Consider the following 20,703-nt stretch of genomic DNA (forward strand, 5'->3'; position numbering starts at 1 on the left):
AGACAAATACAGAGGAGGCGTGAGTGTTGTCGGTTTTTGAGGAAGTAATGAGCCGTCTGCCGCTCGCGAGCGGAGAGGCGTTCGCTGAATTCATCCTGAAAAACATGGCGACGATAGTGCTCGTCGTCTTTACGCTTGTGCTATGGATATTTCTGGACAGGGCCGCCTGCCGCGTCATCCGCCGTCTTTTCCGCATAGCGGAGGACCGCGCCAAACTGTCGATGCGCGGCGCGGAAGAGGGCAGAGTCGACATAGTCATATACAGGATGGCGACGCTGCGCCAGCTCACGACGCAGCTCGCCCGCGCGATGCTGGGGCTCGCCATGTGCTTCGCCATACTCGCCGCGATAGGGATCAACATCCGCCCCGTGCTCGCCGGTATCGGGATAGCCGGACTCGGCATTTCACTGGCGGCCCAGAGCCTCATTAAGGACGTAATCAACGGCGTGCTGATAGTCGTCGAGGACCAGTACAACGTCAACGACTGGGTGCGCATCGGAAGCTACGAGGGCACGGTCGAACTCTTCACACTGCGCCTTACCCGTCTCCGCAGCCTGGAGGGAAACCTTATCATGATTCCGAACAGCACGATACAGGACGTCATAAACTACACCAAGGATTGGTCGTATGCAGCGATATATGTGACGATACCATACGAGGACGACTACGCCAAGGCGAAGGAGATAATGACGGCGCTCGCTGAAGAAACTATAAACTCAGGCGACCCGCAGATTTACAGTCAGTACGCTTTCAGCGGCATCACCGACTATCTGCCGGACGGCGTGAAATTCCGCTGTCTTATAAAAACCGCGCCTGGGTATCAGTGGAAGGTAGGATACAAGTTCAGGGAGACGCTGCGCGCCCGTTTTTCCGATGCGGGCATACGCTTCGCCTATCCCGCGGCCAGCAACTACATAAACAGACCCGTTCAAAGCTCCGCTTCGGAAGCGGCGCGGTGCGAACGGACGGACGCAGGATCAGTGGGAAAAGATTAATTTACCGCATACAGCCTTCACAATATAACACCGGGCGCGGCGCAGCCGCGCTCTTTTTTGTCCGCCTTCTCTTTTATGCCGCCTATTTGCTTTCGTACGTAAACGGCTTCCCGCCAAGAGTTTTTTACGCACATATTTTTAATGTATATTTAAGCTTCGCTTAAAGAATAAAAAATTACAAAAAACTTTTGTATGCATACTTTTAGACAACATTAAGTGACTGAAATATAGAAAACCGCACTATGACTGAGAAAATTCATGCTTCTAAAATAATAGTACTACAGACTTAATTTTGTTTATTGCTTTATATTTCAAAGCGTTGCGGTTTGACCCCCTAGGGGGTAATGTGTAGCGTAGTGGGATAAAGTGGTGGAAAGTGGGTGCATTATTGATGCTGGTGGGAAGCTACAACCACAAGATCGACGGAAAGGGCAGGACTGTGCTGCCCTCCAAGTTCCGCGGCGAGCTTGGTTCGTCGGTCGTAGCGACCATCGGTATCGACCGCTGCATAGCGCTTTACCCAGTGCAGCGCTGGGAAGAGCTTCTTGAAAAGCTGAAAGATCTCTCGTCGTTTAAGAAAAAAGCCCGCGATTTTCGACGCGTCCTGCTTTCTATGGCGACGGAGCAGGAAATAGACGGCGCCGGAAGGATACTCGTACCCCAGATACTGCGCGATTATGCCGGAGCCTGCACGGAGGTTACTCTGATAGGAGCCGAGGACCATCTAGAGATTTGGGATACGGCTAAGTGGGAGGAACACCGCGCCGAGGTTCTGGCTGATTTCAGCGATATGGCCGAGGAGCTTGAAGAGATATGAAAGAGCATACGCCTGTCATGCTGAACGAAGTTTTGGCCGCCGTCGCGGAGCTTGAGCGGATGGACGTGTTTGTAGACGCGACGCTCGGCCTCGCGGGGCACAGCTCGCGCGTGCTTGAAGAGCATGCCGGCGCGAAGCTTTACGGCTTCGACCAGGACGCTGAAGCGCGGGCGATCGCCGCCGAACGCCTGGCTCCGTTTGCGGGACGTTGGAAGATAATCGCGGATAACTTCCGCCGCATAGGCGGACTCGCGGACGAAGGGGACTTCGAAGGCGCCGACGCCGTGCTCTTTGACCTCGGCGTATCAAACCTTCAGCTCACCGAAGCCGGACGCGGCTTTTCGTTCCAGAACGACGGCCCGCTCGATATGAGAATGAATTCTGGCGACGGGTCTGATGGGCGGACTGCGGCCGATATTCTTGAAAGTTCCGACATAGCCTCGCTGACCGCGATATTCAGAGACTACGGGGAAGAACGCTACGCCTTTCAGATAGCGAAGGGGATAGTCAGAAACCGTGAGCGCGGCGGCGTGCTGCGCACAACGGGCGAGCTTGTCGAGCTCATCAGAAAGATACTTCCCGCCCCGGTTCAGCGGAGGATGGGAGGACATCCGGCGCGGCGTGTCTTTCAGGCGCTGCGCATAGCGGTAAACGACGAAATGGGCGCGCTCGACGAAGCGCTGGACGGCGCTCTCTCCATTCTGCGTCCAGGCGGAAAGATCATCGTCATCTCGTATCATTCGCTGGAGGACAGGATGGTCAAGCACAGGTTCAGAAAATGGAAGGAAGAGGGCGAAGGGGAGCCTAATCCCAGAAAAGCCGTTCTTCCGGCCGGAGAAGAGACTGAAGCGAACCACAAATCGCGCAGCGCCAAAATGAGGGTATTTCAAAAATTTGACGAAGAAGACGAGAGGGGAGGGGCCGAGGATGCGCCGAAACGGGCATAAGCACGAATGTGAGACCAACAGGCATTCTTCGTTGTTCGTATTAAGCTTTCTGTGCGTCTTTTTATGCGCGGCGGCTCTCGGAACGCTCCGTCTCTACGGGCTATACCTTGAGCACCGCATATCTGAAACGTCCGGGCGCATAGAGGCCTGCCGTGAAGAGAACCTCGCGCTGTCGCGCCGGTACGCGCAGCTTCTTTCGCCGGCGAGGATATACAGCTACGCGCGAACCAATCTTGGAATGAACAACGCCGAAAATATAAGAGTGGTAAAAATAGAGCAGAAGGCCGTCTTGATGGCTAACGCCGGACTCATGACGGCGTCGGCGGAAAAAGGCGGTCTCATAGAAAACCTGAACCCGTTCGTGAACAGGGCTCATGCCAAGGATTAAACGTCCTCAGGATGACGGGCCGAGACGTTCGCATTCTATATGGTTCGCGGCTCTCGCCGCGCTGTGCGTACTTGCGGCCGGCACCGCGAAGGTTCAGCTCTGGCCCGACCGCCGTGTAGTACAGCAGTCTCAGAAACAGTACTGGGCCAACGTCGCCGTAAGCGCGTCGCGAGGACGCATCGAAGACAGGCACGGCATACCGCTCGCCATATCGATTCCAACTAAAAGCTTTTTTATAGACCCTAAATACTGGGATACAGAGAACGCCAAGGAGCTGGGGCCGTTCTTCGGCGCCGCGGCGGTAAAAAAGTTCTCAAAAAATCTTCCCGGCCGTTTCCACTGGGTAGGGCGCAATCTGCCGAACGATAAGGCGGAGGCGCTCGAAGCCAAAAAGATTCCAGGCCTTTATACTCTTTCCGAAAAGCAGCGCAACTATCCCCACGAATCCCTCGCGTTTCACGTCCTCGGCTTCTGTGACATCGACGAGTACGGACAGGCTGGGATAGAGCTCGCCTGGAACCATATACTCTATTCGCCTCCGCGCACCCGCTTCATGACGCGCGACTCCAAAGGCAGCACTATGGACATAATGGGCGGCAAATCCGGCATCGTCAAAGATACCGCCGGTTCCATAAAGCTTACGATAGACTCGCGTATACAACAGATACTCGAGTGGCGTCTCAGCGACGGGGCCAAGGCCGTCGAGGCCGGGTGGGCAGCCGGAGTATGCGTCGATCCGTATACTGGAGAAATAGTCGCGCTCGCGAGCTATCCCACGCTGAATCCAAACGACAGGAAAAATTTAGCGAATACCGACGCAGTGCGCAACAACGCGCTCGGGCGCGTATTCGAGCCTGGATCCATATTCAAGCCCGTAACGATGGCGATAGCGCTGGAGACAGGAGCGGCCTCGCGCTCCAGCACATACAATTGCAGGGGGACGATGAAGCTTTTCGACAAAACGATGAGCGACGCCAACAAGAGGGCGCACGGCGTGCAGAACCTCGAGCAGGTGCTGATGAATTCGTGCAACATCGGCATGTCGCTGATGTCGATGAACGTGCCTAAGTATCAGGCCTACGGCATGCTCCGGCAGTTCGGTTTCGGAGAGAAGAGCGAGGTTGAGATGTCAGGCGAGGAATCGGGTCTGATAAAGGAGCCCGAGGAATGGATAGGCACCGTCCCCGCCAACATTTTTATAGGACAGGGGATAGCGGTCACACCGCTTCAGCAGGTCATGGCCATTTCATGTATAGCCAACGGCGGCAAACTGCTGAAGCCCTACGTCGTGTCAGAGGTGCGCGACAGCACGGGCAAGATAATCCATAAGGGGGAGCGCAGGGTGCGCTATCAGGTTATTTCGAAGGAAACTGCTGATTTTATAAGGCACGCGATGCGCCGCGTCGTGTCGGAAGGCGGAGGAAAGCTGGCGAATACAGATAAGACCGAAATAGCCGGCAAAACGGGAACGGCGCAGATAGCCCAGTCGGGCAAATATACCAAAGGGCAGTACGTCGCCTCGTTCGTTGGCTTCTGGCCGGTCGAAAAGCCGCGCTACGTAATGCTGGTAAGCATAGGCGAGCCTAAGGGCAAAAAATACTACGGAAGCCAGATCGCCGCGCCTGTGTTCAAATCCATAGTTGAAGACATAGTGCAGATTTCGCCTGAAAATATGTAGAGAAAAGCAGAACAAAAGGAGATGTTGTCATGAATTTCAGAAAGCTCGTCCATATTCTGGATAAAAGCCCGCTCCGCAAGCACGTACATATACCGGAGGGCTGCGACATAGATTCCGTTGAAATAGAAGGCATGGTCTGCGACAGCAGGAAGGCTGCGCCGGGGCTTATGTTTGCCGCCGCGAAGGGAGACCATTCCGACGGCTACGATTTTATAGAGCAGGCTGCCGCGAAAGGAGCGCCCGCGGTCCTGTGCGAGCGCGAGAGCGCGGCGGCGGTTCCGCAGATAATAACGCCCGACGTGCGCTCCGCAATGGGATGCGTATGTTCGCTTCTCCACGGCGAACCGTCGAAAAAAATGACGATGATAGCCGTCACGGGTACGAACGGGAAGACTACTTCATCCTTCATGACGCAGGCCATCCTCGGACACGCCGGGATTAAAACGGGACTTGCCGGCACGGTCGTCTACGATGACGGAAGCAGGATAGAAGAGGCTGAACACACGACGCCGGAAGGAGCCGACCTCCAGAACTTGCTGGCGCGCATGGAGGCCAACGGCTGCAAGGCGTGCGTCATGGAGGTCTCGTCGCATTCGCTCGTGCAGGGGCGCATCAGCGGCACGGCCTACGACAGGGCGGGATTTACAAACCTTACGATAGACCATCTCGATTTTCACGGCACGATGGAGGATTACTTCGCCGCGAAAAAAATACTTTTCGACAGGTATATGAGAAACAACTGGCAGGCCGCCGTCAATATAGACGACGAGTACGGCCGCAGGCTGGCGAAAGAGCTTGGCAAGCGTGCGATAACTTACGGAATGCTCGACGAAAGCGCGGATTTCTCCGCTTCTATAAAGAACTTTTCACTCGACGGCCTTGAGATAGAGGTGAAGGCTCCAGGCAATAACGGCGGACGCGGGCTGAAGCTTCCGCTGCTCGGCGCGTACAACGTGCTGAACGCGCTTCAGGCGCTTTCGCTCGCCTGGTCTGTCGGGGTATCCGTGCACAGCGCGCTCGAGGCTTTAGAGAAAATGCCGCAGGTGCCGGGGAGGCTAGAACGTTATAAGATCGACGGCGGCGGCACCTGCGTGATAGATTTCGCGCACAGCTCGGACGGGCTCGAAAAGGTGCTCACCGCCGTGCGCCCTATATGCAAGGGCAGACTTATCGTAGTCTTCGGCGCTGGCGGCGACCGCGACAGGACGAAGCGCCCGATAATGGGCGAGATAGCCTCGCGCCTCGCCGACTACGTCGTCGTGACCTCAGACAATCCGCGCAGCGAGGAGCCTATGGCGATAATTTCGGAGATACTCTCCGGCGTCCAGAAACACGACGCTCCGTACAGCGTCACGCCCGACCGCCGCGAGGCGATATATGAGGGACTCGATATGACAGGCGCGGACGACGTGGTCGTGATAGCGGGGCGCGGGCCGGAAACGAAGCAGATACTCAAGGACGGCCCGATACACCTCGTCGATAAGGAAGTGGTCGAAGACTGGTGCCGGCTTCGCGGAAGGAGGCTGCTGTAATGGCCTTTACGGCGGCCGAAGCGGCGGCGGCGTGCGGCGGCGTCCATTACGGTCCTGATACGGACGCCGCGCGTCAGTGGAGATGCGACAGCCGCGAGGTACGCGGCGGCGACGGCTTCGCAGCCATACGCGGGGCCAAAACCGACGGGCACCTATATATAAAGCAGGCGGCGGAGCAGGGGGCGGCGGTGATTCTCGCCGAGCGCGAAGGGCTCGAACGCGCAGGGGTAAACCCGAACGATTTCCCGGCGGTGTCGCTCATAGTAACGGAACGCCGCACGGAGGAAGCCCTGGCACTTATAGCCGCGGAGTATCTTCGCCGTGTCACGCCCAAAACCATAGCGATAACGGGCAGCGTAGGGAAGACCACCACGCGCGAGCTGACGACGGCAGCGATCGCGTCGAAGCGCAGGGTGCACGGGGCGGTAAGGAGCTTCAACACGATCATAGGCTGCGCGCTGACGGCGCTTTCGATGCCTGAGGATACGGAAGTGCTCGTACTTGAGCTCGGGACGAACCACTTCGGCGAGATAGCCGAGATGGTAAAATATTTCCCGCCTGAAACGGTCGTGATCACGGAGGTCGTCCCGGCGCATCTTGAAGGCTTCGGCAGCGTAGAGGGCGTTCTGCGCGCGAAGCTCGAAATATGCGGAAGCTCAAAACTCAGCAAAATCATCTACAATTACGACAACTCGCTGCTGCGCGATGTTATGTCCCATAATTATGATAACGTTATAAAAACAGGCGTCGGATACGGCGGCGGGGCTGATCTGTCGATTGAAAGCTGCGCCGTCGCCCTCGGCGAAGGCGGTCCAGCGACGTCCGTCTCATGCCGCTTCGAAGGGACGGAATACGCCTTCACCGCGCCGCTCTTCGGCAGGCAGCATGCGTATAATATATGCTTCGCCATCGCCGCGGCGATGGACTGCGGCGTAAGCGCCGAGGACGCGGCGGCGGGCTTCGCCTCGATGAAGCAGCTCGGCGGACGCGGCCTTTGCAGGCGCGCGGCAGGAGGCTGGGTGATAGACGAGGCATACAACGCCAACCCCGCATCTATGAAGGCCGCGGTGCAGAACGCGGAGGAGGCGGCGCACAGCCTCGGCCTAAAGAAAACGGCGGCGCTGGCCGGAATGCGCGAGCTCGGCGAAAGCGCGGCGAAGTATCACCGCGACATACTTTCGATGCTTTCCGGCTTCGATTCGGTGTTTCTTCTCGGCGCGGAATGGGCCGAGTGCGGCGCTCCGCTCGCCCCGAATATGCGGCTCTGCGGATCGCTCGACGAGATGACCGGCCTCGTCGTGAAAGACGGGCTTGACGGACGGCTCGTCCTCGTCAAGGGGTCGAATTCCTACGGTCTGAAGAAAGTTGTTTCCGCGCTGACTGAGCGCTAAGCGGCCTCTGCAGGGCGGCTTTTGACTACGGAGGCACGACGATGGTTCTTATTGTTGCTTTTATGTTGTTCGTATTTTTCGCTGAGATATTCCTCCAGAAATGGTGGATAAAGGTGATGCACAAAGAAAAAATAGAGCAGGTGACGAAGCTATACGGCCCGGCGTGGCACGAAAAGACGAAGCTCGGGACTCCCACGATGGGCGGCGTCGTTTTTGTTGCGGTCGCGTTGCTATGCGTGCCCGTGCTTATGTACCTCACCAACGACATGTTTTTCGGCTTCAGCGATATGGAAACGTCTTTTTGGGGCAGATACGGGGAATTCGTCACGCGCTCCGCAGCGATACTTTCCTATCCGATACTTTCCGCCGCCGTCGGCTTCGCCGACGAATGGCTGAAATACCGCCGCCATTCGAGCGACGGATTCACGAGTTTGCAGAAGCTGGCGCTGCAGATCGCCGTGACTCTGCCGTGGGCTGCGTGGATGTTCTTCTATACGGATTATGCCGGGATCGGCGTCATACGCTCGTTCCCGGTCTTCGTCGCCATAGTGACGTTCATCGGCGTCGGCCTTCAGAACGCCGTCAACGTGACAGACGGTCTTGACGGGCTCGCCGCCGGATGCTCTTTTATCACCTTTACCGCGCTTCTGCCCGTTACGGCGCTTTTCGGCAACCCTGCCGCCGGAATGTTCAACGCGATGGCGATAGCGCTCTGTCTGGGATTCCTGTGGCACAACTGCAACCCCGCCTCGGTCTTTATGGGCGACGTCGGCGCGCATTTTCTTGCGGGGCTTATGCTGTCGCTCTGTGTGTGCTCAGGCGTCGTATTTTATATTATTCCGGTCTGCTTCTTCTTCGGCGTGGAAATTTTCTCCGTCGCCGTACAAATAATAGCGATTCGCCGCTTTCACAGGAAGGTATTCAAGATGAGCCCGATACACCATCATTTTGAGATGTCGGGCTGGACGGAGACGCAGATAGTTACGCGCTTCTGGATAATCCACCTTATAGGCGTCGTGATTTTGTGCACGGTCTATATTGTGCTTCTCGTCTGATTTGAGCTATCATTATAAATTGGTGTTCTGAATAAAGAAAGCTGCTGGTGATGTCAGATGTATGAGGAATCGCAGGTTAAAGGCAAAAAAATAACGGTCGTCGGGGCGGGCGTGAGCGGGCGCGCCCTCGCGGAGCTCGCGGCGAAACTCGGCGCTGCAGTATTCGTATCTGAGGCTAAGGAACTTTCCGAAGAAACGCGGAAAGCTTTTGAAAGCGCAGGGATTTCCTGCGAATGCGGCGGGAACACGGAGCGCGCGCTCGACGCCGACGAGATCGTCGTCAGCTCTGGAATTTCGCCGAAGGCGCCGATCGTTGCCGAGGCTTTAAGGCGCGGTATGAAAGTGACGGGCGAGCTGGACTTCGTAAATCCTTATCTCTCCGGCATAGTCATCGGCGTGACTGGAAGCAACGGGAAGACGACCACGACCTCTATGATAGGCTATTTCCTCGAAAAACTCGGATATTCCGTTATGACGGGCGGCAACATCGGCAACGCCGTCGCGCACGCGGCGGGACGCGATTACGACTTCATCGTGCTGGAGCTTTCGAGCTTCCAGCTTTACTGGGCGCGCGAATTCATGTGCGACCTCGCGATAGTCACCAATCTCGCGCCCGACCATATAGACTGGCACGGTTCATACGAAAATTACGTGGCATCTAAGGCCAATCTCATAAACTGCCTCGCGCCAGGCGGCGCGGCGATTTACCAGAAGCGCGACGAAGATGCGCTTCATATAAAAGAAGGCGTGGAGCGCTTCCCGCTTTCGTGGCACGAGGACGACCCGCACGAGCGGGGAATATATCTCGACGAAGGGGTCGGGGCGGCGTGGATAAACGGCGGAGGCTGCCGCATGAAGCGCAGGCTCTTCCTGTTCGGCGACGTAAAACTGCTGGGGAAGCACAACCTTGAGAACGCAGCGATGGCCGCCGGTGCTCTCGCCATATTCAACACGCGCGAGCTGACGCCGGAGCTGATCGGCTCGTTCGTGCCGCCGAAGCATCGCTGCGCCTTCGCCGGAAAACTGCGCGGCGTGACTTTCGTGGACGACTCTAAGGGAACGAACGTCGCCGCCTCGGTCACTGCGATGACGTCGCTGCCGGGCACGAAGGTGATGATCCTCGGCGGGCAGGGCAAGGGCGAGGAATACGGGCCGCTCGCCGAAGCGGTGAAACAGAACGCGCGCGCCGCGGTCATATTGGGTACCGAAAAGGAAAAAATCGCCTCGGCGCTCTCCGTCGCAGGGTTTGAAAACTACAGACTAGTCCGCAGCATGGAGGAGGCCGTACGCAGCGCGTGGAAGCTCGCCCAGGAAGGCGATACGGTGCTGCTTTCGCCGGCCTGCACGAGCTGGGACATGTATACAAGCTACAAGGCGCGCGGCGAGGACTTCTGCCGCGTCGTGGAAGATATAATAAAGACGGAAGGTTAGGCAATGGCGCTTCGCGGGCCGGATGAGCCGTCCGAACACAGATACAGGGCGAACCCGTTCATATGGGTGATACCGCTGATACTCAGCGGCATCGGCATCCTCATGATTACGTCCACGACGAGCCCCAATTCGTTCGTGCTGACTGGGACGCCGTTTCAGACGGGGCTGCGCCAGCTTCGCTGGCTCGCCATCGCTATGTGCGGCATGTTCTTCGTATATTCCGTGCCCGTGCGCGTGTGGCGCAGGCTTTCCGCGCCGCTCTATCTGCTCATGTGGCTGCTTTCGTGGCTGCCGCTCATCCCGGGAATCGGCGACGCGGCGGGCGGCGCCAGCCGGTGGATAAGGCTTCCAGGGCTCGGCGTCTCGCTGCAGCCCGGCGAGCTTCTAGCGCTCGCGCTCGCGCTTCACGTAGCGAAGCTCCTGACGCGCGACGGCGACAGAGACCCGATGAAGATTTTCTGCCGCATACTCGTCCTCATAATTTTTACGGCTCTGCCGCTCCTGGCACAACCCGACCTCGGAACGACTATACTCGTATTCGTCGTCGCCATGGGCATGTTCGTTGAGCGCATAGGCTGGCGCTATCCTCTGATCGCCGGCGGCCTTGTCGGCGGCGTAGCATTTCCTCTTTTGATACTGCTCGAGCCATACCGCATGAGGCGCGTATTCGCCTTCCTCGACCCGTGGGAGGACCCGCTCAACAAAGGGTTCCAAGCCATTCAGGGGCTCATAGCATTCGCCAACGGCGGAGTGTGGGGGGCGGGGCTCGGTCACGGTTTCCAGAAGCTGAACTATCTTCCTGCGGCTTACACCGACTTTATATACGCCGCGATAGGCGAGGAGCTCGGCTTCGTAGGTACCATGTGCGTTCTAGCGCTCTTCGGATTCTGGCTTTTGCAGACGCGCGCGGCATACTTCCGCACGCAGGACGATTTCAAGGCATCTCTGATATGGGGCATAACTCTAACCGTACTCCTGCCGTTTGTAATAAACATCGCCGGCGTCACGAAGATGATGCCGCTCAAAGGGATGGCGCTGCCGTTTATCAGCTACGGCGGAACCTCGCTTGTGACTATGTGGGCCAGAATAGGGCTGATACTGCGGCTCGAGAAGGACAGCTACTTGGAGGATGAGGACGATGACCGCGCAAGAACGGCGGCCTAAGAGGCTTATTCTCGCCGCGGGAGGCACGGGCGGACATATATGGCCCGCGCTCTCCTTCGGCGCGTGGATAAATAAAAAACATCCGGAGTGCGATGTGCGCTATATCTGCGGCTCCCGTCCGCTCGAACGCGAGATATACGCGGCGGCGGGAGCGGAACCGTCCGTGCTGCCGCTCGACGGTTCGCCGCTCGCGGGACGAGGACCGGCGCAGAAGGCGGCGAGGCTTCGCGCCCTTTCCACGTCGTACGGAATGGCGTCGTCGCTGGTGAGGGACTTCGCGCCGGACGCCGCTCTGGTATTCGGCGGCTATCTTTCGCTGCCGGTCATAGCGGCATGCCGCCGCGCCGGAGTGAGATGCGCGCTTCACGAACAGAATGCGCGCGCCGGCAAGGCGACGCGCCTCGCGGCGAAGCTCGGGATGGAGATATACAGCGGGTGGAGCGAGTGCGATCCGCTTCCGAAAAAGAAATTTATCCGCGCGGGAGTGCCCGTGCGCGATTTTGCGCTCCCCGCGCGCGGCGAAGCGTGGATAAATTTAGGGCTGGACGGCGAAGCGCCGGACGGCCCAGTCGTCGTTGCGATGACCGGCTCGCTCGGCAGCCGCAGCGTGAAGGACGAGCTGTGCCGGGCCGCGCAGGAAGAAGCCTTCGCGCGGTGGACGTTTTTATTCGCCGCGGTCTCGGAGAAAATCGAAAGCCCGTCGCCCAACGTGCGGCTTCTGCCGAAGGTTTGGGACGCGGCGCAGCTCTACGGGCTTGCTGATATGCTTGTGACGCGCGCAGGAGGCTCGACTCTGACCGAGGCGGCGGTGCTCGGCATCCCGGCCCTAGTAGTGCCGTGGATGAAGGCCGCCGACAACCACCAGTACTTCAACGCGCTCGCTTTCGCGGGGGAGAACGACGGAATGATATGGACTGAGGACGATGGATATGAAGCGCTTGTTTCAGCGCTTATTAAGCTGAAGGGCATACATGACGGGAAAAAGAAAATCGCGGGAGGTTCCGGCGGGCGCGGCGGCGCGATCTGCGAAAATCTGTGGAGCCTGCTCTTTCCCGCGTTTTGAGGGCGAAGGGAGAAAAACGCTGAGATGGAAAACAGGGACGTGAACCTTAAAAATAAAAGCATCCACCTTATGGGGATCGGCGGCGCCGGCATGAGCGGCCTTGCGCTGCTGCTCGACCAGATCGGCTGCAAAGTCTCGGGCTGCGACACTGTGCGCACTTCGTACATAAAGCACCTCGAGGAACGTAATATTCCCGTAATTATAGGACATGAAGCCAAGCACATCGACGAATTCATGCCGAACATTTTAGTCTATTCAAGCGCGATACCGAACGACCATCCAGAGATACTCAAGGCGTGGCAGCAGGGCATCCAGGTCGCGCGCCGCGCTGAAATACTGAGCCGGATATTCAACGTCAGGCGCGGAGTCGGAGTCGCCGGCACGCACGGGAAGACGACGACTTCATCGATGATATCGCTTGTGGCCGAAGAGGCCGGGCTCGACCCGACGATAGCGATTGGCGGCGACGTCCTGCAGATAGGGACGAACGCTAAACTCGGACAGAGCGACTACATGATAGCCGAGCTCGACGAGAGCGACCGCTCGTTCGTATATTTCCATCCAGAGATTTCCGTTGTGACTAACATAGACTGGGACCACCGCGACCATTATATGACATTTAAATCCGTGACCGACGCCTTCGCGGAATTTCTCTCCAACTCGAAAAAAGAGGGAAAGATAATCGTGTGCATGGAGGACGGCGGCATCCGCCGGCTGCGCGAGGAATATTCCATCGGCGGCGAGATAGAGACCTACGGCTGGGGGCGCTCGTGGAACTGGGGCGCGGCGGAAGTGCGCCACCATGCCGGCGGCGGCGTGGCGTACCGCCTTTTTCACGACGGTGAAGATCTCGGCGTCGTGGAGCTTTCGGTCTCCGGCGAGCACAACGTGCTCAACTCGCTCGCTGCCTACGCAGCGGCGCACGAGATGGGGATACCTCACGACGCCGTACTCAAAGGGCTCAAGGTGTTCAAGGGGGCGAAGCGCCGCCTCCAGAAGACCGGAGAGGTCAACGGCATCATGATTTACGACGACTATGGACACCACCCTAACGAAATATCCGCTACGCTCGGCACTGTGCGCAAAATATTTCCGGACAGGCGCATCGTCGCCGTCTTCCAGCCGCACCGCTTCAGCCGTACCGCCGCGCTCTACAAAGAATTCGCCGAGGCTCTTTCGCTTGCCGACAGGGCCTTCATACTGCCCATATACGGCTCGGACGAACGCCCGATGGAGGGCGTGTCGTCCCAGCTCATATTCGACGCCGCCTCCGACGACATGCGCTCGCACTACGAGCTTTCGGGAAATTTCGACGACCTCATCACCTCTGTATGCAAGGCGGCCCGCTCCGGCGATATTATACTCACGATAGGGGCCGGCTCAGTCGGAACGCTCGGACAGAAGATAGCCGCAAAACTCGGGGAGATATCGGCCTGATGGCGGCATGCGAGATACGCAAGAACTGCCCTCTGCGCGGGCTCAACACGTGGGGAAGCGGAGGAAGCTGCCTCTGGCTCGCCGCGCCGCGCTCGTCTGAGGAAGCCGTATCGTTCGTGCGTTCCGGCGCGGCCTCTGAGGGCGATGTCTACGTGCTTGGCGGCGGCTCGAACGTGCTCGTGCAGGACGGCCTGCTCGCGGCCGGCGTCGTATCGTGCTCCGGCATGACGGCGGCGTCGTTCGCCGGCGCCGGCGGCTTCGTCAGCGCATGGATAGAGGCCGGATTTCCCGTTAAAAAGCTGCTCGCGCTCGCGGTAGAAAAAAATCTCGGCGGGCTGGAATTTCTCGCCGGAATCCCAGGCACGGTCGGGGGCGCGCTATGCGGCAACGCCGGGGCGGGCGGCGTCAGCTTCGCTCCGCTCGTCGAGCGAATAGAGACTGTATCCAGAAACGGCGAACTGCGCGTATGGGAGGCCGGCGAGCTAAAATGGAGCTATCGCGCTTCGCCGTGGGGAAGCGCCGCGCCGTTTCTGATAACACGCGCGTTCCTGCGCATTCCTTATTCAACCAAAGATAACATTATCAGAAATATAAGACATTATTCTTCTCTCAAGAAAGGGCAGCCCATAGGAGCGAAAACGGCGGGTTGCGTATTCAAGAATCCGCCGGAGGGCGCGGCCGGCATGCTGCTCGACAGGTGCGGATGCAAGGGGCTGTCGGTCGGAGGCGCATTCGTCTCCGAGCGCCACGCCAATTTCATAGAGAACCGCGGAGGCGCTTCGTCGTCCGACATCTTCGCGCTCGCGGAAAAATGCCGCGCGCGAGTGCGTGCGGTGTTCGGGGTAAAGCTGGAATATGAAATCAAATTCTTTGGGGCGTTTTAGGCGCAGGCGGAGGCTAAAAAAATTTCTGATAATCCTGTGCGCGCTCGCCGCCGGGCTGTTGGCGGCGGCTGAGGCGCGCTTCGCCGTCTCGCGTGTCAGTCTCATTGAACAGGACCCGCTGGACGCCCTCCCTCAGTACGTCGTGTGGGGGACGATACCGTCCGAGCGAGAGCGCTTCTGGCCTTCTTTCTGGCTCCACAGAAGGGAGTACAAGGAGCTCATCGAAGCTTATTACCCGGTGGAGATAGACGTCTCGCTCAAAGGCTGGGGCAAATTTCTCGTCGGCGTCCGTCCGCTCGTCCCGGTCTACAGGGTCTATTGGGGCGGGCGCTTCTGGTATCTTTCGGCCGAGGGCAAGCTGTGGCTCGCATCGCTGGCCGAAAACAGGCTTATCGACAGGGGAGGCGCGGACAAGCTTCCTGTGCTGGCGTGGAGCTCGGACCGCGCGACTCCCATAGACATGGCCGGCTCAGAAGGGAACGTCTTCCACTCGAGCCTTCCGATCGCGCTCATTTCGCGATGGTACTCTCAGCTCGGCGCGCTGAAGCTCACGCCGTACGTCAGATACGTCCAGGCAGGAGTGAAGGAAGGGACGCCAGTCGTGCGCCTCATATTATACCGCCCCGGAACCAAGGACAACGGCGCGCAAGTGCTGCTTCCGGACGACGCAGGGCGCTGGGCTGAATCTGTCCTCGCCGTGCGGAAGCTGTACGGCGCGCCTGAAAACATGCCGCCGGATATTTTTATCGACTGCACTTACAAGGACAAGATACTGCTCCGCAACACCGGAACGGACAAGAAGGAGGAGAAAAAGGCCGAAAGCGGGAAAAAATGACAAATTGCAGCTCGTCACGCCGCGCAATGCCGCGAATGTGTTTATACAAAAAGAGTTATAATGTAAAATAATAGAGAGAGTTCATCCCTAGAGAGAGGGGTTTTAATTTGTTTAAGAAAACATCAAGCTACCGTCAGAATATAGAGCCCGATCTTCTCGTCGGCCTCGACCTCGGCACGAGCAAGGTCACGGTCGTCGTCGCGGAGCGCGGCGCGGAGGGGGACGAAGCTCAGATAATCGGCGTCGGACAGGCTCCGTCGAACGGCATAAGGAAGGGGCTCATCGTCAATCTCGACCAAGCCGTCAAGTCCGTGCGCCAGGCCGTCAGCGACGCGCAGAACATGGTAGGGCAGGATATAAACGAGGTCACGGTCTCCTTCGGCGGCGGCGATGTCACGAGCGTCCGCTCGAAAGGTATGGTTTCGCTCGGGCGCACTCCGCGCCCAGTCATGCGGCTCGACATCGAGCGCGTCATCGACGCGGCGCAGGCCGACGTCGTAGTTCCCGCCAATCAGAGCATACTCCACACGATTCCCGTCGAATATTCGCTCGACGGCAACGTCGGCATAGACGACCCGCTCGGGATGAACGCGATGCGCCTCGACATCGAGGTCCAGTCGATAATAGTGCCGACAGCCACGATACAGAACGTCATGAACTGCGTCAGCCGCGCCGGCCTCGACGTAAACGGCCTCGTCATAAAGCCGCTCGCCTCAGCTCTCGGCGTCCTCACTCCAGAGGACGCGCTCGCCGGGGCCGCAGTCGTAGATATCGGCGGAGGCACGACGGGCGTAGCCGTCTTCGCCGACGGACGTCCGAAGCATCTCGGCCTTCTGCCGGTAGGAGGCGACCATATAACGAACGACCTCGGCAGCGTACTGCGCCTGCCGCTCAACAAGGCTGAGGAGCTCAAACGCACCGTGTCGCTGCGCCGCGACTTCGACCCGGACGAGACGATAAGCTTCACGCACAGCTCGCGCGACTTCGACATATCGAAGTCCGACCTGTACGAGATAGTCAGATGCAGGCTCGAGGAGCTGGCCAACGATCTTATAAAGCCGCAGATAAAAGCGTCGCGCGTCGCGCTGCTTCCAAGCGGGATACTGCTGACGGGCGGCGTCTCGAAAACCGAGGGGATAGACGAGTTCATGCTCGATATGATGGACCTCCCGGCGAGGGTGGCGATGCCTGTGGACGCGAACCGTATGCCTCCGGGACGCAACACGCAGGAATATTCGTCGGCGGCCGGCATCATCAAGTACATCCTGACGAGAGAGCGCGACCCGTTCCGCTATCTCGACAACCCGGCGATAGGCGGCGGCAAGGCCGAAGCGCCCAAGATGCCGGCCTACGCGCCTCCGTCGGGCGAAAGCTCGGCACCGGGGCCGAAGGAACGTAGAGAGGGCGGCTTCAACCCTCTGAAGTCTATCGGCGATATGTTCAAGGATCTCTTTTAGAGGCTTTTTTGTGCGGAGGTTTTAGCCATGGATTCAATGTCCGAAATTTTTCAGCTTGATAAATCGAATTTCCCGGCGCGCGAGGTAATCAAAGTCGTAGGCGTCGGCGGGGCGGGAAACAACGCCCTCAACCACATAATACGCGGCGGAGTGACAGGAGTGGAATTCATCGCCGCCAACACAGACATAGCGCATCTAGAGCTGTCTGAGGCGTCGTGCCGCATCATCCTCGGCAAGGAGCTTACGAAGGGGCTCGGAGCAGGCTCTGACCCAGAAATCGGATGCAAGTCCGCGATGGAGTCTCGCGAGGAGCTTCGCTCAGTCGTCGAAGGGGCCGACATGGTCTTCGTCGCGGCGGGGATGGGCGGCGGCACCGGCACGGGAGCCGCGCCGGTCATCGCCGGGATAGCCAAAGAAGCCGGCGCTCTCGTAGTCGCCGTCGTGACTCTGCCCTTCACCTTCGAGGGACGGCGCAGGATACGTCAGGCCAACATGGGCATCGAGCAGCTCCGCGACAAAGTAGACGCGCTCATCATCATACCGAACGACAGACTGCTCAACGTCACCGACAAGAAGACCTCGGTCAACGACGCCTTCAAAATGGCTGACGGCGTGCTCCACCAGGCAGTGCAGGGCGTTACGGACCTCATCAAGCGTCCCGGCCTGGTCAACGTGGACTTCGCCGACGTCAAGACTATAATGTCGAACGCCGGAACCGCGATAATGGGCATAGGCGAGGGCTACGGCGAGAAACGCGCGGCTACCGCAGCCTATAACGCTATAAACAGCCCGCTTATGGACTGCAAGATGAGCGGCGCCAAGGGCATACTCTTCAACATCACTGGAGGCGCGAGCGTCGGCATCCACGAGATAAACGAGGCGATAAGCATAATCACAGAGGCCGCGGACGAGGACGCCTTCATCATCTGGGGCCACGTCTTCGATCCGGAAATGGAAGACGCCATACAGATCACCGTCATCGCGACTGGCTTCGACGGCGACAGGGACGAAAAACCGGCGCCGGAACCTCAGCCGCAGGCCAGAACTGCCTTCCCGCACAGGCAGGCGGCGCAGCAGCGTCCGGCTTCGACCGGCGTCACAACGCAGGGGCTGGACATCGCGGCAGTGAAGAACCTTAACAACTATACCGCCGCCAGAATGTCTCCGCAGCAGCCGAAGGCGCAGGAAGCGGAGAAGCAGCCCGAGCCGCAGCCCAGAAAAGCAGAGCCGGTCAAGACGATTACGGTCCAGCAGGGCGACGACGACCTCTTCAAAAAAAGCGGCGCGCCGGTCGATCAGTACGACACGCCGTCTTTCCTGAGACGGAGGCGCGAATCCTGAAAAAAACGCGTCCGTCCGTCGCCCGTCCAGCCAGAGTGACCGCCTGGCAGAGCTGGGAAGAGTACCGAAGAGACGAGGAATGGATAAAAGAACTGCCCAAGGGAGGAGATTTGCCTTGGGCTCTCTTTTATCCGGCGGACTATTCCATAGGCGCGGCGAGCCTCGGCTATCAGTACGTCTTTCAGACGCTGCGCGAGCTCGGCGCGGCGGCGGAGCGTTTCTTCGCTTCGCCGGTTCCTTACCGTTCCGCCGACGCCGATACGATGCTCGAGCGCTTTCCAGTAATAACGGCCAGCATCGCCTACGAGTGCGACGTGCCGGTATTCTTCAGATGGCTGAAAGGCGCCGGCGTCCCACTCAGGCCGGAGGAGCGCGAAAAGGGCGGTTTCCCCGTCGTCGGCATGGGCGGCGCGCTGACCTACATCAACCCTCTCGTCGCGTCTGGCGTCTGCGACTTCGTAGTGCTCGGCGACGGCATGGACGTTATGGGCGAGATAGCCGGAGTCCTGCGCCGTTACGGCGGCGGAAGCCGGGAGAAGCTGTGGCGCGAGCTCGCAGCCGTTCCGACCGTCTTCGTCCCTCCGGTACATGTCAGGGAAGGACTTGGAAATTCAAAGCTGCGCATCGCGCGTGAGCTCTCTCTCGACGGTCCATATCCGATGCACAGCGTATGGACGACCCCGCGCGGAACATTCGGCAAGACGCTTTTGATCGAACTTCAGCGCGGATGCGCGCGTTCGTGCGCCTACTGTACTCTGCCTCGATGCTTCGGGAGAATGCGCTTCCGCAAATTCGAGGCGGTCGGGAAGGCGCTTGACGACGTGACGGCGCGCTTCGACGTTCCGCAGGTCGGGCTGGTCACGCCCGAAGCGGGGGACTATCCGTTCATCACGCCGCTTCTCGCCAAGCTCAGGGAAAAGGGGGCGGGCGTCTCCTTCGCCTCGCTTCGTCTCGACAGGCTCACGGAGGATATGATAACGGCGATGTCCGAGAGCGGACGGCGCAGCGTGACGGTGGCCCCGGAGACAGGAAGCGACCGCCTGCGCTTCGCGTGCGGTAAGAAATTCACCAACGACCTCGTCGTCGAAAAACTCGCCATGGCCCGTTCGCTCGGCATCGACAAGGCGAAGCTCTACCTTATGACGGGGCTCCCGGGCGAGACCGACTGCGATATAGAGGCCGTCGCTTCAATGTGCCGCCGCATAATCGGCGAAACGGGGCTCGCCCTCACACTTTCGGTCAATCCTTTCGTCCCGAAGCCGCGGACTCCGTGGAGCGGGGAAAATTTTGCCGGGAGCCGCACAATTAAAGCAAAGTATGAGAAAATAAAGAAGGAGGTGCGGAGCATAACGAAGAAGACTCCGCAGCTTCGTCTCACAGGAATCAAGGAAGCCGAGGCTGAGTTCCGCCTCGCATGGTACGGATATAAAGAGAGCGCGGCCCTCGCCGCCGCCGTAGAAAACGGCGGCGCCCGCCTGCCCGAAGCGAACAGGGAAGAGGCGGCGGAGGAAATCGCGAAGTTCATCTAGCGGACGCGGCGCGTCCTGAATCGCTACGGAGGTATTCTCTTCATGGTTACTCGCAGGTCTCGAAATTTCAAAGAAAAGAGCACGGCCTCGAACATCCTCGGGCGTCTTATAATGCCGGTCGCCGTCATTATGGCTCTGGCGCTCTTTTATTTCAGCATAAAGCTTTTCTTCTTCTCGCCGCCGCGCGAGGGAGGCCGGCTTCCGAGCGTGCCGGAAACGCCGTCCGTCGCGGAGCCGTATGTCCCCGACGACGACTACGGCGACGAGCTCCCGCCGGTTGACATGGACGAGCCTGTTACGATAACGCCTGACGCGCCGCAGCGGCCGAAGCCGGAACCGGCGCAGCCCGAGGCGCCCGCCGAAAAACCGAAGCCGGTCGTGTCGAAGCCGGTTCAAAAGCCTGCGGATAAGCCGAAGCCTGCCGTAACGCAGCAGCCGAAGCCGGCGCAGAGCTCCGGCCCGAGGTGGGATGTGCAGATAGGCGGCTTCCGTGCGCGTTCCGGCGCGGAACTCACGGTGAAACAGGCGCGCGAAAAGGGCTATTCCGCCTACGTTGTAGACGAGAAGCTCGACGGGCAGCCCTTCTATAAAGTGAGGGTGCGCGGACACAAGGACAAGAAGGACGCGCAGGCGCTTTCGCAGAAGCTCGCCGCCGCCGGATTCCCCGTCTATGTAGTATCGGTAAAATAAACGGAGACGCCGGCCTCTTTCCGATCAACGGGAGAGAAGCCGGCGTTCTTTATGCTAAAACGCATACGA

18 protein-coding genes are annotated in these 20,703 nt (G+C 58.9%); all 18 read left to right on the forward strand.

Annotated elements, in window-relative coordinates; all coding sequences use genetic code 11:
- Window positions 1–26: 26 nt before the first annotated feature.
- The 18 genes from B5F39_RS11505 to B5F39_RS11590 all read left to right on the forward strand — a co-directional run bounded on the left by B5F39_RS11505 (window position 27) and on the right by B5F39_RS11590 (window position 20,634).
- On the forward strand, window positions 27–995 hold the full coding sequence (locus tag B5F39_RS11505; RefSeq protein WP_087367675.1) for a mechanosensitive ion channel family protein: 969 nt from the start codon (window positions 27–29) through the stop codon (window positions 993–995).
- A 376-nt stretch (window positions 996–1,371) separates the two neighbouring features.
- Complete coding sequence (gene mraZ, locus B5F39_RS11510) at window positions 1,372–1,812, forward strand: division/cell wall cluster transcriptional repressor MraZ (RefSeq protein ID WP_239391240.1); 441 nt, start codon at window positions 1,372–1,374, stop codon at window positions 1,810–1,812.
- Window positions 1,809–2,759, forward strand: coding sequence for a 16S rRNA (cytosine(1402)-N(4))-methyltransferase RsmH (gene rsmH, locus B5F39_RS11515; RefSeq protein WP_087367678.1), 951 nt, complete (start codon window positions 1,809–1,811; stop codon window positions 2,757–2,759). Before mraZ ends, rsmH begins: the two co-directional genes overlap by 4 nt.
- Window positions 2,740–3,147, forward strand: a complete 408-nt coding sequence (locus B5F39_RS11520) for a hypothetical protein (RefSeq protein ID WP_087367681.1) — start codon at window positions 2,740–2,742, stop codon at window positions 3,145–3,147. The genes rsmH and B5F39_RS11520 overlap by 20 nt, the downstream gene beginning before the upstream one ends.
- Entirely contained in the window at window positions 3,134–4,825 is a 1,692-nt protein-coding gene (locus tag B5F39_RS11525; RefSeq protein ID WP_087367684.1) for a penicillin-binding protein 2, read from the forward strand. The genes B5F39_RS11520 and B5F39_RS11525 overlap by 14 nt, the downstream gene beginning before the upstream one ends.
- Before the next feature lie 29 nt (window positions 4,826–4,854).
- Window positions 4,855–6,357 carry a UDP-N-acetylmuramoyl-L-alanyl-D-glutamate--2,6-diaminopimelate ligase gene (locus B5F39_RS11530; protein WP_087367687.1) on the forward strand — a complete coding sequence of 501 codons (1,503 nt, stop codon included), beginning with the start codon at window positions 4,855–4,857 and terminating at the stop codon, window positions 6,355–6,357.
- On the forward strand, window positions 6,357–7,748 hold the full coding sequence (gene murF / locus B5F39_RS11535; RefSeq protein WP_087367690.1) for a UDP-N-acetylmuramoyl-tripeptide--D-alanyl-D-alanine ligase: 1,392 nt from the start codon (window positions 6,357–6,359) through the stop codon (window positions 7,746–7,748). The genes B5F39_RS11530 and murF overlap by 1 nt, the downstream gene beginning before the upstream one ends.
- A gap of 41 nt (window positions 7,749–7,789) precedes the next feature.
- On the forward strand, window positions 7,790–8,803 hold the full coding sequence (locus tag B5F39_RS11540; protein WP_087367693.1) for a phospho-N-acetylmuramoyl-pentapeptide-transferase: 1,014 nt from the start codon (window positions 7,790–7,792) through the stop codon (window positions 8,801–8,803).
- Between the two features lie 57 nt (window positions 8,804–8,860).
- On the forward strand, window positions 8,861–10,234 hold the full coding sequence (murD, locus tag B5F39_RS11545; RefSeq protein ID WP_087367696.1) for a UDP-N-acetylmuramoyl-L-alanine--D-glutamate ligase: 1,374 nt from the start codon (window positions 8,861–8,863) through the stop codon (window positions 10,232–10,234).
- A 3-nt stretch (window positions 10,235–10,237) separates the two neighbouring features.
- A complete protein-coding gene (locus B5F39_RS11550) occupies window positions 10,238–11,398 on the forward strand; it encodes a putative peptidoglycan glycosyltransferase FtsW (RefSeq protein ID WP_087367699.1) in 1,161 nt (386 codons plus the stop codon).
- Window positions 11,373–12,461 carry a UDP-N-acetylglucosamine--N-acetylmuramyl-(pentapeptide) pyrophosphoryl-undecaprenol N-acetylglucosamine transferase gene (locus tag B5F39_RS11555; RefSeq protein ID WP_158096037.1) on the forward strand — a complete coding sequence of 363 codons (1,089 nt, stop codon included), beginning with the start codon at window positions 11,373–11,375 and terminating at the stop codon, window positions 12,459–12,461. The genes B5F39_RS11550 and B5F39_RS11555 overlap by 26 nt, the downstream gene beginning before the upstream one ends.
- Window positions 12,462–12,485: 24 nt before the next feature.
- Complete coding sequence (murC, locus tag B5F39_RS11560) at window positions 12,486–13,898, forward strand: UDP-N-acetylmuramate--L-alanine ligase (protein WP_087367705.1); 1,413 nt, start codon at window positions 12,486–12,488, stop codon at window positions 13,896–13,898.
- Complete coding sequence (gene murB / locus B5F39_RS11565; protein WP_158096038.1) at window positions 13,898–14,782, forward strand: UDP-N-acetylmuramate dehydrogenase; 885 nt, start codon at window positions 13,898–13,900, stop codon at window positions 14,780–14,782. The genes murC and murB overlap by 1 nt, the downstream gene beginning before the upstream one ends.
- Complete coding sequence (locus tag B5F39_RS11570; RefSeq protein ID WP_087367708.1) at window positions 14,769–15,617, forward strand: hypothetical protein; 849 nt, start codon at window positions 14,769–14,771, stop codon at window positions 15,615–15,617. The genes murB and B5F39_RS11570 overlap by 14 nt, the downstream gene beginning before the upstream one ends.
- Window positions 15,618–15,724: 107 nt before the next feature.
- The gene (ftsA, locus tag B5F39_RS11575) at window positions 15,725–17,074 is read left to right on the forward strand and encodes a cell division protein FtsA (protein WP_087367710.1); all 1,350 of its coding nucleotides are present in this window, start codon (window positions 15,725–15,727) and stop codon (window positions 17,072–17,074) included.
- A 27-nt stretch (window positions 17,075–17,101) separates the two neighbouring features.
- Window positions 17,102–18,415, forward strand: a complete 1,314-nt coding sequence (gene ftsZ / locus B5F39_RS11580) for a cell division protein FtsZ (protein ID WP_087367713.1) — start codon at window positions 17,102–17,104, stop codon at window positions 18,413–18,415.
- A 35-nt stretch (window positions 18,416–18,450) separates the two neighbouring features.
- Complete coding sequence (locus B5F39_RS11585; RefSeq protein ID WP_143330736.1) at window positions 18,451–19,944, forward strand: radical SAM protein; 1,494 nt, start codon at window positions 18,451–18,453, stop codon at window positions 19,942–19,944.
- A gap of 42 nt (window positions 19,945–19,986) precedes the next feature.
- On the forward strand, window positions 19,987–20,634 hold the full coding sequence (locus tag B5F39_RS11590) for an SPOR domain-containing protein (RefSeq protein WP_087367719.1): 648 nt from the start codon (window positions 19,987–19,989) through the stop codon (window positions 20,632–20,634).
- The last annotated feature ends 69 nt before the right edge of the window (window positions 20,635–20,703 follow it).

Source organism: Cloacibacillus sp. An23 (genome assembly GCF_002159945.1).
In the GTDB taxonomy this organism is placed as follows: domain Bacteria; phylum Synergistota; class Synergistia; order Synergistales; family Synergistaceae; genus Caccocola.